Source organism: Streptomyces sp. NPDC058653, assembly GCF_042716895.1.
GTDB lineage: Bacteria > Actinomycetota > Actinomycetes > Streptomycetales > Streptomycetaceae > Streptomyces.
The window spans coordinates 22,508-35,775 of sequence record NZ_JBHXRM010000017.1 but is presented as its reverse complement, the minus strand read 5'-3'; the positions used below and the strand labels follow the sequence as shown (position 1 = coordinate 35,775).

Annotated in this window: 12 protein-coding genes; 5 read left to right on the top strand and 7 right to left on the bottom strand. The window is 69.8% G+C overall.

Annotation, left to right across the window (positions count from 1 at the left end; genetic code table 11):
* Positions 1-27 precede the first annotated feature (27 nt).
* On the bottom strand, positions 28-1,026 hold the full coding sequence (locus tag ACFWU9_RS16705) for a DEDDh family exonuclease (RefSeq protein WP_384318887.1): 999 nt from the start codon (positions 1,024-1,026) through the stop codon (positions 28-30).
* A 195-nt stretch (positions 1,027-1,221) separates the two neighbouring features.
* Between ACFWU9_RS16705 and ACFWU9_RS16700 the strand changes: the two genes are divergently transcribed.
* Positions 1,222-2,055 carry a sterol desaturase family protein gene (locus ACFWU9_RS16700; protein WP_384318885.1) on the top strand — a complete coding sequence of 278 codons (834 nt, stop codon included), beginning with the start codon at positions 1,222-1,224 and terminating at the stop codon, positions 2,053-2,055.
* Entirely contained in the window at positions 2,052-2,720 is a 669-nt protein-coding gene (locus ACFWU9_RS16695) for a lysoplasmalogenase (RefSeq protein ID WP_384318883.1), read from the top strand. The genes ACFWU9_RS16700 and ACFWU9_RS16695 overlap by 4 nt, the downstream gene beginning before the upstream one ends.
* A 47-nt stretch (positions 2,721-2,767) precedes the next feature.
* Here ACFWU9_RS16695 and ACFWU9_RS16690 read toward each other — a convergent pair whose 3' ends face one another.
* Positions 2,768-4,300, bottom strand: coding sequence for a S8 family serine peptidase (locus ACFWU9_RS16690; protein WP_384318881.1), 1,533 nt, complete (start codon positions 4,298-4,300; stop codon positions 2,768-2,770).
* A 235-nt stretch (positions 4,301-4,535) separates the two neighbouring features.
* Here ACFWU9_RS16690 and ACFWU9_RS16685 point away from each other — a divergent pair, with 235 nt between their 5' ends.
* The 3 genes from ACFWU9_RS16685 (at position 4,536) to moaA (ending at position 7,763) form a co-directional block, all read left to right on the top strand.
* On the top strand, positions 4,536-4,907 hold the full coding sequence (locus ACFWU9_RS16685; protein WP_384318879.1) for a DUF485 domain-containing protein: 372 nt from the start codon (positions 4,536-4,538) through the stop codon (positions 4,905-4,907).
* On the top strand, positions 4,904-6,553 hold the full coding sequence (locus ACFWU9_RS16680; RefSeq protein ID WP_384318878.1) for a cation acetate symporter: 1,650 nt from the start codon (positions 4,904-4,906) through the stop codon (positions 6,551-6,553). The genes ACFWU9_RS16685 and ACFWU9_RS16680 overlap by 4 nt, the downstream gene beginning before the upstream one ends.
* Positions 6,554-6,773: 220 nt before the next feature.
* Positions 6,774-7,763, top strand: coding sequence for a GTP 3',8-cyclase MoaA (moaA, locus tag ACFWU9_RS16675; RefSeq protein WP_384318876.1), 990 nt, complete (start codon positions 6,774-6,776; stop codon positions 7,761-7,763).
* On the opposite strand, the gene ACFWU9_RS16670 is transcribed toward moaA, so the two are convergent.
* The 5 genes from ACFWU9_RS16670 to ACFWU9_RS16650 all read right to left on the bottom strand — a co-directional run bounded on the left by ACFWU9_RS16670 (position 7,746) and on the right by ACFWU9_RS16650 (position 13,111).
* Complete coding sequence (locus tag ACFWU9_RS16670; protein ID WP_384318874.1) at positions 7,746-8,006, bottom strand: hypothetical protein; 261 nt, start codon at positions 8,004-8,006, stop codon at positions 7,746-7,748. The genes moaA and ACFWU9_RS16670 overlap by 18 nt on opposite strands.
* Before the next feature lie 230 nt (positions 8,007-8,236).
* The gene (locus ACFWU9_RS16665; RefSeq protein ID WP_384318872.1) at positions 8,237-8,611 is read right to left on the bottom strand and encodes a DUF3099 domain-containing protein; all 375 of its coding nucleotides are present in this window, start codon (positions 8,609-8,611) and stop codon (positions 8,237-8,239) included.
* 238 nt (positions 8,612-8,849) lie between these two features.
* A complete protein-coding gene (tyrS, locus tag ACFWU9_RS16660) occupies positions 8,850-10,127 on the bottom strand; it encodes a tyrosine--tRNA ligase (RefSeq protein ID WP_384318870.1) in 1,278 nt (425 codons plus the stop codon).
* A 69-nt stretch (positions 10,128-10,196) separates the two neighbouring features.
* Entirely contained in the window at positions 10,197-11,591 is a 1,395-nt protein-coding gene (locus ACFWU9_RS16655; protein ID WP_384318868.1) for a metallopeptidase TldD-related protein, read from the bottom strand.
* On the bottom strand, positions 11,588-13,111 hold the full coding sequence (locus ACFWU9_RS16650) for a TldD/PmbA family protein (RefSeq protein WP_384318866.1): 1,524 nt from the start codon (positions 13,109-13,111) through the stop codon (positions 11,588-11,590). The genes ACFWU9_RS16655 and ACFWU9_RS16650 overlap by 4 nt, the downstream gene beginning before the upstream one ends.
* Positions 13,112-13,268 lie beyond the last annotated feature (157 nt).

The following is a 13,268-nucleotide window of genomic DNA, read 5'->3' as shown; positions in this document are numbered from 1 at the left end:
GCGGACGGCAGGCGAGTCGCGGGGCAATCACCCGTCTGCCCGGGGCGCGGGCACCGGCCGGGCGGGCGCCACGTCGCGCAGCAGATGTGTGAAGGCGGCCTCGTCGACGACCGGTGTGCCGTACTCCGCCGCCTTGACCGCCTTGGACGTCGTCGAGCGCGGATCGTTCGTCACGAGCAGACTCGTCTTCCGCGACACGCTGGTGGCCACGTGCAGCCCCGCCTCGACGGCCCGGTCCTCCAGCAGCTCCCGGTCGACCGAGGTGTCACCCGAGAAGGCCACCCGCATCCCCTGCGCGAGGGGCTTGTCGCTCTCGTACCGCCCGGGGTTCGGATACGGACAGGGCGGCAGCCTGCGCGAGGGCCGCCAGGTCGCCGGACGGTGCGTCGGCTGATGGCCGATCAGCGGCTTCGCCGGGGCGTCCGACCACTCCGTGAGCGGCCGGCATTCGAGCAGCGGCAGCTCCATGCCGTCCCGCGCCGCCGCGTGCAGGCTCGGCCGGAACGCCTCCGCGAGCACCCGCGCGTCGTCCAGCGCGTGGTGCGCCTGGCGCTGGGCGACACCGAAGTGCTCGGCGAGCGTGGCCAACTTGTGGTTGGGCAGCGGCAGTCGGAGCTCTCTGGCGAGCGCGATCGTGCAGAGCCGCTGACGCGTCGGCACGGTCGCCCGCGCGCGGGCGTACTCCCGGGCGATCATCGACCAGTCGAAGGCGGCGTTGTGCGCGACCAGCACCCGGTCCGCGAGCCGCTCGGAGAACTCCCGCGCGACCTCGCCGAACAGCGGGGCGCCCGCCAGCACTTCGGCCGTCAGTCCATGGATCCAGACGGGCCCCGGATCGCGCTCGGGGTTGACCAGCGTGTACCAGTGGTCCTCCACCTCGCCCCGCGCGTCCAGCCGGTACACCGCCGCGGACACTATCCGGTCGTCGCGGGCAAGTCCGGTGGTCTCCACGTCGACGACCGCGTATCCCTGGGGGTACGCGGCCGGCCACATCGCTGAAGTCGCGGGGTCGTCGAGCATGGTCACAGAGAATACGGGCCACGACTGACAGTCCGTGACGCGCCTCTGACCTGCCGTCGCCCCGCCCGCGCGCAAACGGTGTTGACGGACCGTCCGGTCACCCGTTGGTGGAAGTCACCAAAATCGGCTGACAGCCCACCTCATTTACTTGTCGGTAACAACATCTAGCCGGGCCCGCGCGCCCGGCCCTACCGTGCTGGCATGCCGCAGAACCTGCCCGATGTCGTCCTCTGGTCGATCCCCGCGTTCGTCCTGCTCACCCTGGTCGAAGTGGTGAGCTACCGGCTCCGTCCCGACGAGGACGCCGCCGGGTACTCGGGCAAGGACGCCGCCACCAGCCTCTCCATGGGGCTCGGCAGCCTCGGCTTCGACCTCCTGTGGAAGATCCCCGTCGTCGCCGTCTACACGGCGGCGTACGAGCTGACGCCCCTGCGTGTCCCGCTCCTGTGGTGGACGGTCCCGCTGATGCTGCTCGCGCAGGACTTCCTCTACTACTGGTCGCACCGCGGCCACCATGTCGTCCGGATCCTCTGGGCCTGCCACGTGGTGCACCACTCCAGCCGGAAGTTCAACCTCAGCACCGCGCTCCGCCAGCCCTGGACCTCCCTGACGGTCTGGCCGTTCTATCTGCCGTTCATCCTGCTCGGGGCGCATCCGGCGGCGCTCGCCTTCTGCTCGTCGGTGAACCTCGTCTACCAGTTCTGGGTGCACACCGAGCGGATCGACAAGCTGCCCCGGCCCTTCGAGTACACGCTGAACACGCCCTCGCACCACCGGGTGCACCACGCCTCCCAGGGCGGCTACCTGGACCGCAACTTCGGCGGGATCCTCATCGTCTGGGACCGTCTCTTCGGCTCCTTCGCCGCCGAGACCGAGCGGCCCGTCTTCGGACTCACCAAGAACATAGAGACCTACAACCCGCTCCGGGTCGCCACCCACGAGTACGTCGCCATCGCCCGCGACGTACGGGCCTCCCGCGACTGGCGCGAACGGGCCGGACGGGTCTTCCGGGGACCCGGCTGGCAGCCCGAGTGAGCGGCCGGTCCGCGAAGCCGCTCCTGGTGGCCTTCGCGGTGGCCTCCGCCGCCGAGCTGACGGCTGTCGCCGCCGACTCCCGCACCGGTCAACTCCTCGCCAAACCCCTGCTGATGCCGCTGCTCGCGGCGTACGTGGTGGCCCGTGGCGGCCCCCGGACGCTCGTCGCCGCACTGCTCCTCGGCTGGGGCGGGGACGTCTTCCTGCTCTCCTCGGCCGACACGGCGTTCCTCGCGGGCATGGGCTGCTTCGCCGCCGGTCACGTCTGCTACCTGACGCTGTTCGGCCGCCGCCGTACCCGCCCCGGCCTGGCGGTGGCCTACGGCCTCCTGCTCGTCCTGACGCTCGCCCTGCTCTGGCCGGACCTCCCCGCCGACCTACGCGTCCCCGTCGCCCTCTACAGCCTGCTCCTGGCCGCCATGGCCTGCCGGGCGAGCGCCCTCGGGCCCCTCGCGGGCGCGGGCGGCGCGCTCTTCCTGCTCTCCGACACCCTCATCGCCACCGGAGTCGCCGAGTGGCGCCAACCGCCCGCCGCCGGCCTCTGGGTCATGCTGACCTATGTCGCGGCGCAGGCCCTCCTCACGGCCGGCGTCCTGCGCTCCCGCGCCCGCCCCTCGCCCGGCGCGGGGGCCCCGACGGCCCGCACCCGCCCCGTGCACGACTGAGCGGGCCGCCCCGTCGGGACGGCCCGCCCAGTTACTCAGGTGCGCGCTCAGCGGCGGACGGCGTCCAGCGCGTCCACCACGCCGACACCGTAGAAGCCGTTCTTGTGCTTGCTTCCCTCGCACACCGCGTCGACGGTGCCGTCACCGTCGATGTCGTACGGGTTGGTGCACGACGTCGCGTCGGCCTGGACGTTCAACAACGTCTTGACCAGCCACGGCGAGGCGTACGGGTGGGTCGACTTGATCAGCGCCGCGACACCCGCCGCGTGCGGGGACGCCATCGACGTACCGCCCTTGTAGCCGAAGCCACCGCCGGGCAGCGTGCTCAGGATCAGACCGTTGACGGCGGGCGCCTCCGGGGTCTGGTACGCCGTCAGGTCGCCACCGGGAGCGGCGATGTCGATCGTGCCGAGACCGTAGTTGGAGTACGACGCCTTCAGGTTCTTCGCACCGGTCGCGGAGACCGTGACGACACCCGACACCTGCGACGGGATGTCCAGGCACTCGGACGGGTCGATCACCCGGTCGGCCGGGGTGGTGTCGTTCGGGCTGGAACCGTCGGTGAGCTCGTCGGCGGCCAGATCCATGTCCGAGTTGCCGGCGGCGGCGACATTCACGATGCCCTTGCCCTCGGCGTACCGCGTGGCCCGCGTGACGGCGTCGGCCAGAGCCCTCTGGTCCGGGTCGTCCTCGCAGTTGAACAGCCACGGGTCGGTGTAGTAGCTGTTGTTCGTCACATCGACGCCGTGCTCGGCCGCCCACACGAAGCCGCAGACGACCGCCTCGGTGTAGAAGAAGCCGTCGGGCTGCGACACCTTGATGCCGGAGACCTTCACGCCCGGAGCGACGCCGGTGACACCGGTGCCGTTCTTGGCCGCGGCGATCGTGCCCGCGACGTGCGTGCCGTGGTCACTCTCCCCGGGACCCGGACGCCAGGCGCCGTCCGCCGTGTTGGGCGTGCCGCCCACACAGCTGACCGACGCGCGACGGTCGAAGTTCGGGGCCAGGTCGGGGTGCGTGTCGTCGACACCCGTGTCGATCACACCGACCGTGACCTTGCTGCTGCCGAGCGACTTCTGGTGCGCCTTGTCGGCCTTGATGGCCGGCAGGTCCCACTGGAGGGGCTCCAGCGCGTCCTGGTCGCCGGACGCCTTCGCCGTGGCGGCCTTGGCCTCCTTGGCGGACAGCGGCTGCTCGGCCTCGATGTCCGTGGTGGTCTGGGCCGTCATCGGCTTCGTACGGGTGGCGCCCGCCGAGGCGACGCCCCGGACCTTGCGGATCGTCGGTCCGAACTCGGGGTTCTGCGAGTGGACGACGATGACACCTATCTGGTCATAGGCGATCACCACTGTCCCACCGGCCTTGGCGATGGCTTTCTTCACCGACTTGACGGTGGAGTGCCCGCCGTTCGTGTTCACGACGTACGACATCTTCGGGCCGTCCGTCGACACAGCGGCCGGGATGTCCTCGACCGGCGCCGCCGAAGCGGAACCGGCCGGCAGGAAGCCGAGCGAGGCGATGAGCGCCAGACCGACGGGCAGAGCCAGTGCGTGCCGCCGTCTGGATCTCAGATGAGCCATGGGTTCTCCACATCATCCGTGAGGCCGCCCCTGCGCACGACGCGCATGGACGGGTACATGACGAGCGAAGCTATCGCTGATCATCCCTGCTCATCAATGATTTCGGCCAGAAAATCGCCGGTGTTGAACCACTTCGCCACGCCCTCCGTGCCGTTGTCAGGGGGTGGACAACATCACCCCCTCAGTGAGCGCCCCCCAGACCGCACCTACCGCACCCGCGTCACGAGGAGATTCCGTGGCTACCGATGGACCGCCGCCGCCCAAGGGCAATTCGGACCCCAGCATCCCCGCACAGCCCACGTCAGCACAGTTCACAGAGGTCCAGGAGAGCGCCGAGTTCGGCGAACTGCGCCGTACCTACCGCTCCTTCGCCTTCCCCCTGACCGTCGCCTTCATCGCCTGGTACCTGCTGTACGTGCTGCTGTCCAACTACGCCGGCGGCTTCATGGGTACCAAGCTCTTCGGCAACATCAACGTCGCGTTCGTCTTCGGCCTCGGTCAGTTCCTCACCACCTTCCTCATCGCCTGGTTCTACGCGAAGTTCGCCTCGCAGAAGCTCGACCCCAAGGGCGCGGCGATCAAGTCCCGTATGGAGGCCGACCTGTGAGCCCGACCATCCAGCTGAGCGAGGCCGCGGGAATCCAGCTGGCCGCCAACACCGACGCCAGCGAGCACCGGCCGCTGATCATCACGCTCTTCGCGCTGTTCGTCATCGCGACCCTCGTCATCACCGTCTGGGCCGGCCGGCAGACCAAGAGCGCCGCGGACTTCTACGCGGGCGGACGCCAGTTCACCGCCTTCCAGAACGGCCTCGCCGTCTCCGGCGACTACATGTCCGCCGCCTCCTTCCTCGGTATCGCCGGCGCCATCGCCCTCTTCGGCTACGACGGCTTCCTCTACTCCATCGGCTTCCTGGTCGCCTGGCTCGTCGCACTGCTGCTGGTCGCCGAACCGCTGCGCAACTCCGGCCGCTACACCATGGGCGACGTCCTCGCCTACCGGATGCGCCAGCGCCCCGTCCGTACGGCGGCGGGCGCCTCCACCATCGTCGTCTCGATCTTCTACCTGCTCGCGCAGATGGCCGGCGCGGGCGTCCTCGTCTCGCTGCTGCTCGGCATCACGAGCGACGCGGGCAAGGTCCTCATCGTCGCCCTCGTCGGCATCCTGATGATCGTCTACGTCACGATCGGCGGGATGAAGGGCACCACCTGGGTCCAGATGGTCAAGGCCGTCCTGCTCATCGCGGGCACCCTGCTCATCACCTTCCTGGTGCTGCTCAAGTTCAACTTCAACGTCTCCGACCTGCTCGGCACCGCCGCCTCCAACAGCGGCAAGGGCTCGGCCTTCCTGGAGCCGGGGCTCAAGTACGGCCTCACGGAGACCTCGAAGCTCGACTTCATCTCCCTGGGCATCGCGCTCGTACTCGGCACCGCCGGACTGCCGCACATCCTGATCCGCTTCTACACGGTGCCCACCGCCAAGGCGGCCCGTAAGTCCGTCAACTGGGCCATCGGCATCATCGGCGGCTTCTACCTGATGACCATCGCCCTGGGCTTCGGCGCCGCGGCGCTGCTCACCCCGGAGGAGATCACCAGTTCCAACGCGGCGGGCAACACGGCGGCGCCACTGCTCGCGATGGAGATCGGCGGCGGCGGTGACTCCACCGGCGGCGCCATCCTGCTCGCCGTCATCTCCGCGGTCGCCTTCGCCACCATCCTCGCGGTCGTCGCCGGTCTGACACTGGCGTCCTCGTCGTCGTTCGCGCACGACATCTACGCCAACGTCATCCGCCGCGGCAAGGCCACCGAGAAGGAGGAGGTCCGCGCGGCCCGCTACGCGACCGTCGCCATCGGCATCGTCTCCATCGCCCTCGGCGCCCTCGCCCGCGACCTGAACGTCGCCGGTCTGGTGGCCCTCGCCTTCGCGGTCGCCGCCTCCGCCAACCTGCCGACGCTTCTGTACAGCCTCTTCTGGAAGCGGTTCAACACCGTCGGCGCGCTCTGGTCGATCTACGGCGGTCTGACCTCGTCCGTGCTGCTGGTGCTGTTCTCGCCGGTCGTCTCCTCCAAGCCCACCTCGATGTTCCCCGACGTGGACTTCGCCTTCTTCCCGCTGGAGAACCCCGGACTGATCTCCATCCCGCTGGGCTTCCTGCTCGGCTGGCTGGGCTCGGTCCTCTCCAAGGAGGAGCCCGACGTCAAGAAGTACGCCGAACTGGAAGTCAAGTCGCTCACCGGCACCGGAGCGCACTGATCGAATCCCGGTGACCGAATCCCACTGATCGATTTCCGTCGAAGTCGAAGCCATGGGCGTGGCCGCGTCGTAGAGTCCTACGACGCGGCCACGCCGTTCCTCGTGGCAACTGGACCCTGTGGATGTCAGAGGTCTGCCGTACGCTCGAAAGATCGGTCGCGAAGAGCACCGGGACGACAGCCCAGAGGTATCAGAGGCACCACGAGGAAGGGGGCTCAGAGTGCTCATCGACACTTACGGCCGGGTGGCAACCGACCTGCGAGTCTCGCTCACCGACAAGTGCAATCTCCGCTGTACGTACTGCATGCCGGAGGAGGGCCTGCAGTGGCTCGCCAAGCCCGATCTTCTCACCGACGACGAGATCGTCAGACTCGTCCGGATCGCCGTGACGCTCCTCGGCGTCCGCGACGTCCGCTTCACCGGCGGTGAGCCGCTGCTGCGGCCCGGTCTCGTCGGGATCGTCGAGCGGTGCGCCGCACTCGCCCCCCGCCCCAAGATGTCCGTGACCACCAACGGCATCGGGCTCAAGCGCATCGCCGTGGCGCTCAAGACGGCCGGCCTCGACCGGGTGAACGTCTCGCTCGACACCCTGCGCCGCGATGTCTTCAAGACCCTCACCAGGCGCGACCGCCACCAGGACGTGCTCGACGGGCTGGCCGCCGCGCGTGACGCGGGCCTGACCCCCGTCAAGGTCAACACCGTCCTGATGCCGGGGCTCAACGGCGACGAGGCCCCCGAGCTGCTCGCCTGGGCGGTGGAGAACGGCTACGAGCTGCGCTTCATCGAGCAGATGCCGCTCGACGCCCAGCACGGCTGGAAGCGTGACGGGATGATCACCGCGGGCGACATCCTCCAGTCGCTGAGCAGCCGCTTCACCCTCACCGAGGAGGGCGGCGAGGAGCGTGGATCCGCTCCCGCCGAGCGCTGGATCGTGGACGGCGGCCCGCACCGGGTCGGCGTCATCGCCTCCGTCACCCGCCCGTTCTGCTCGGCGTGCGACCGCACCCGGCTCACCGCCGACGGTCAGGTGCGTACGTGTCTGTTCGCCCGCGAGGAGACCGATCTGCGTGCCGCCCTGCGCTCGGACGCCACCGACGAGGAGATCGCGACCCGCTGGAAGCTGGCCATGTGGGGCAAGAAGGCGGGCTCCGGGCTGGACGACCCGCTCTTCCTCCAGCCCGACCGGCCGATGTCAGCCATCGGCGGGTGAGGTGTCCCGCTCCTCCCACTCGGCCAGGGTGACGACGTCCTTGAGGAAACCGCGGACACCGAGGAACGACGACAGATGCTCGCGGTGCTCCTCGCAGGCCAGCCAGGTCTTGCGGCGCTCGGGCGTGTGCAGCTTGGGGTTGTTCCAGGCCAGCACCCAGACGGCGGAGGCGCGGCAGCCCTTGGCCGAACAGACCGGCCCGTCGGGGCCGTCGGATCCACCGGGAGAATCGAAGAGGTCCACGGACACCAGCCTAGGCCGTCGCGGGAGCGTGCCCGACAGTCACTGATCCCGGGGAGAAGTGCCCCGAAAAAGGCGACGCCGAGCAGCCACGGGGGGAGCTGCCCGGCGTCGGTCCGTCGCTCCGACGGGGGATGCGGAGCGCCTACAAAGTATGTCACGGGAGACCGGCTCAGGTGCACCGGAACTTCATGATTGATCTGAGCTTTTCTTGAGCTTCGCGCGCCTTCGGCTCAACCGCGGCCGTGCGGGGGAGCGGGGTGTTCGAAGTTCGCGGACCGCGCGCCGGATTCCGCTCCACCGGGGACGGGGGCCGGAGCGATCATCGGCCGGGCCGGCGGGGGAAGGTGGGTCGACGGCAGAGAACCGGCGTTCTCACGGCCACCGTTGGCGACCACCACGGCCACGTACGGCAGCAGGACGCCGAGCACCAGACCGGCAATCGCCACATAACGCTCGACATTCCACAGAGCGACGGCCACGATCACGGCCAGGGTGCGCACCAGCATGGAGATGACATATCGCCGCTGTCTGCCGCGCACGTCCTCGTCGAGCCCCCGCCTCGCTCCGGTGATGCGGAAAACCTCGGTGCTGCTCTGCTTCCGCATCACGGTCCACCATCCGATTCCCTCGCCGGCCGCTCCCAGTGCCGGACCCGCTCCACCGTACGCCCGACGTGCGCCTCCCACGAGAGGGGGTACGCCCGACGGAGTCGCAGCGTGTCCCCGCCCGATCGGGTACGGCCCGGTACGCGTGTGGCGTACCGGGCCGTATCACTGTCCGCGCGGAAGTCCGATCACAGGGCGCCGGCCGGAGCCGGAGGGAACGCCATGCGGCCGGACGGAGTCAGGAGGCCGTCTCCGCGGTGACCTCGATCGCGGCGAGGTTCTTCTTGCCACGGCGCAGCACCAGCCACCGCCCGTGCAGCAGCTCCCCGCTGTCCGGTACGGCTTCGGCGTCCATGACCTTGGCGTTGTTCACGTACGCCCCGCCCTCCTTCACCGTGCGGCGGGCCGCCGACTTGCTCGGCGCCAGCCCCACCTCGGTCAGCAGGTCGACCACCGGTGCCAGCTCCGCCACGCGCGCGTGCGGCAGCTCGGAGAGGGCCGCCGCCAGCGTCGGCGCGTCCAGCCCGGTCAGCTCGCCCTGACCGAAGAGCGCCTTCGACGCCGCGACCACTCCGGCGCACTGGTCGGCGCCGTGGACCAGCGTCGTCAGCTCCTCGGCCAGCGCACGCTGGGCCGCGCGGGCCTGCGGACGCTCCTCGGTCAGCTTCTCCAGCTCCTCGATCTCCGCCCGGGTCCTGAAGCTGAAGATCCGCAGGAACTTGGAGACGTCCCGGTCGTCCGCGTTCAGCCAGAACTGGTAGAACGCGTACGGCGTCGTCCGCTCGGGGTCCAGCCAGACCGTGCCGGTCTCCGTCTTGCCGAACTTGGTGCCGTCCGCCTTCGTGATCAGCGGCGTCGCCAGGGCGTGCACCGACGCCTCGGGCTCGACCCGGTGGATCAGGTCCGTACCCGCCGTGAGATTGCCCCACTGGTCACTGCCGCCGGTCTGCAGCGTGCAGCCGTGGCGCCGGTACAGCTCCAGGAAGTCCATGCCCTGGAGGATCTGGTAGCTGAACTCGGTGTAGCTGATGCCCGCGTCGGAGTTCAGCCGCCGCGCGACCGCCTCCTTGGCGATCATCTTGTTGACACGGAAGTACTTCCCGATGTCGCGCAGGAAGCCGATCGCCGACAGACCCGACGTCCAGTCCAGGTTGTCGACCATGGTCGCGGCGTGCGGACCGTCGAAGTCCAGGTACCGCTCGATCTGCCCGCGCAGCCGCCCCACCCACTCACCGACGACCTCGGGCTCGTTCAGCGTGCGCTCCGAGTTCGGCTTGGGGTCGCCGATCAGCCCCGTCGCCCCGCCGACCAGCCCCAGCGGAATGTGCCCCGCCCGCTGGATCCGGCGCATCGTGAGGATCTGGACCAGATTGCCCAGATGCAGACTGGGAGCGGTCGGGTCGAAGCCGCAATAGAACGTGACGGGGCCGTCCGCGAACGCCTTGCGCAGTGCGTCCTCGTCGGTGGACAGGGCGATCAGCCCACGCCACCGCAGCTCGTCGACGATATCCGTCACGTTTCTCGCGTCTCCTTCTCCGATTCGGACGGTCCCGCGCCCATGGCGCGCGCGGGAACCCCTTCGAGGTTATACGCCCTGGCTGACCGAACTCATATTGAAATCAGGCACCCGCAGCGCGGGCATCGCGGCCCGGGTGAAGTAGTCGCCCCACTCGCGCGGCAGCGTCTTCTCCGTCCGGCCCGCCTCCGACGCCCGCGACAGCAGATCCACCGGCGACTCGTTGAAGCGGAAGTTGTTCACCTCGCCCACGACCTCGCCGTTCTCGACCAGATAGACACCGTCCCGGGTCAGCCCGGTCAGCAGCAGCGTCGCGGGGTCGACCTCGCGGATGTACCAGAGGCACGTCAGCAGCAGCCCGCGCGTGGTCCCCGCGACCATCTCCTCCAGCGAACGCTCACCGCCGCCGTCGAGGACCAGGTTGTCCACCGGCGGCGCGAGCGGCAGCCCGGTCAGCTCCGCGCTGTGACGCGTGGTGACCAGCCGCTCCAGCCTGCCGTCCCGCACCCAGTCCGTCGCGCCCAGCGGCAGACCGTTGTCGAACACCGACGAGTCGTCGCCCGACGCGTGCGCGATCACGAACGGCGCCGACTCCAGGCCCGGTTCGTCCGGATCACTGCGCAGGGAGAGCGGCAGCCCGGCGAGGGTGTCGCCAACCCGGGTGCCGCCGCCGGGCTTGGAGAAGACCGTACGGCCCTCGGCCGCGTCCCGCGCGGACGACGACCACAGCTGGTAGATCAGCAGATCGGCCACCGCCGTGGGCGGCAGCAGCGTCTCGTAGCGGCCCGCGGGCAGCTCCACACGGCGCTCCGCCCAGGCCAGCCGCTTCGCGAGGTCGGCGTCGAGCGCCGCCGGATCCACATCCCTGAAGTCCCGTGTCGACCGGCCCGCCCAGGCGGAGCGCGAGCGGTCCGGGGACTTGGCGTTCAGCTCCAGCGTGCCGTTGGGCTGGTCGTGCCGGAGCCGGACACCCGTGGACGTACCGAGATACGTCGAGGTCAGCTCATGGTTGGCGAAGCCGTACAGCTCACGGCCGCCGGCCCTGGCACGCGCGAACGACTCACCCAGCGCCGGAGCGAAGTCGGCGAAGACCGCGGACGTCGTCTCGGCGGGCGCGTCGGTGAAGTCCTTCGACACCGGACCGGCCTCGACGAGCGGCCGGGCGTCCTCGGCGGGGCCCGCACCACGCGCGGCGGCCTCGGCGGCGCGCACCAGCGGCTCCAACTCGTCGGCGGTGACGGCGGAACGCGACACCACACCGGAGGCGGTGCCCTCCTTGCCGTCGACGGTCGCGATGACGGTGAGCGTACGGCCCCGGGTCAGACCGTTCGTCGTCAGCGCGTTGCGCGCCCAGCGCAGGTTGGCCGTCGAGTGCTCGTCGGCGATGACCACGCAGCCGTCGGCGGTGGACAGTTCGAGGGCCCGCTCGACGATCTCGTGCGGCTTGCTGCTGTTCCTGCTCATCGTCCCGCCTCCTGCGTCGTGTTGAGGATGTTCACTCCGCGGAAGAGGGCGGAGGGGCAGCCGTGGGAGACCGAGGCGACCTGTCCCGGCTGGGCCTTGCCGCAGTTGAAGGCGCCGCCGAGCACATACGTCTGCGGTCCGCCCACGGCCTCCATCGAGCCCCAGAAGTCCGTGGTCGTCGCCTGGTACGCCACGTCCCGCAGCTGACCGGTGAGCTTGCCGTTCTCGATCCGGAAGAACCGCTGCCCGGTGAACTGGAAGTTGTAGCGCTGCATGTCGATCGACCACGACCGGTCGCCGACCACATAGATCCCGCGCTCCACACCGCCGATCAGATCCTCCGTCGCGAGCCCGCCCGGATCCGGCCGCAGCGACACGTTGGCCATGCGCTGCACCGGCACATGGCCCGGCGAGTCGCCGTACGCGCAGCCGTTGGAGCGGTCGAAGCCGGTGAGCTTCGCGATCCGCCGGTCCAGCTGGTAGCCGACGAGCGTGCCGTCCTTGACCAGGTCCCACGACTGGGCCTCGACGCCCTCGTCGTCGTACCCGATCGTCGCCAGACCGTGCTCGGCCGTCCGGTCACCCGTCACATTCATGATCGAGGAGCCGTACGCCAGCTTCCCCAGCTGGTCGAAGGTGGCGAAGGACGTCCCGGCGTACGCCGCCTCGTACCCCAGCGCCCGGTCCAGCTCGGTCGCGTGGCCGATCGACTCGTGGATCGTCAGCCAGAGGTTCGACGGGTCGACGACCAGGTCGTACGTCCCCGCTTCCACACTCGGCGCCCGCATCTTCTCGGCGAGCAGCGCCGGGATCCGCTCCAGCTCGGCGTCCCAGTCCCAGCCGGTGCCCGTCAGATACTCCCAACCCCGGCCCACCGGCGGGGCGATCGTGCGCATCGAGTCGAACTCACCGGTCTCACCGTCCACCGCGACCGCCGAGAGCTGCGGGTGCAGCCTGACGCGCTGCTGCGTGGTGACGGTGCCCGCCGTGTCCGCGTAGAACTTGTTCTCGTGGACGGTCAGCAGGGAGGCGTCCACATGCGCGACACCCTCCGCGCGCAGCAGCCGCGCGCTCCACTCACCGAGAAGCCCGCTCTTCTCCTCGTCCGGTACCTCGAACGGGTCGATCTTGTACGACGACACCCAGGTCTTCTCGGCGTGGACCGGTTCGTCGGCCAGCTCCACCCGCTCGTCCGAGCCCGCCGCCGCGATCACCTTCGCCGACAGCTTCGCCATCGCCACGGCCTGTCCGGCGACCCTGGCCGCCGCGTCCATCGTCAGATCGACCCCCGAGGCGAACCCCCAGGCACCGCCGTGCACGACACGTACCGCGTACCCGACATCGGTGGAGTCCGACGACCCGGCGGGCCGGGCGTCGCGCAGGCGCCGGGCCGCGCTCCGTACCCGCTCGAACCGGAAGTCTGCGTGGTCGGCGCCGAGCGCACGCGCTCTGGCGAGGGCCGCGTCGGCGAGCGCCCTCAGCGGCAGTGCCAGAAACGACTGATCGACCTCATGGGCCATGTCGGCCTCCCTTTCACACGCCTCGGTAAAGGTGTCCGCAGTGAATCATGCGGTACGGACCGCGATTTCGCCGCGTTTATGTAGGGACCCCACAGTGACCGTACCGACGCGCTGTCCATGCCCGAGTCCACGGACGGGCGGTGCGAACGATAGGTTT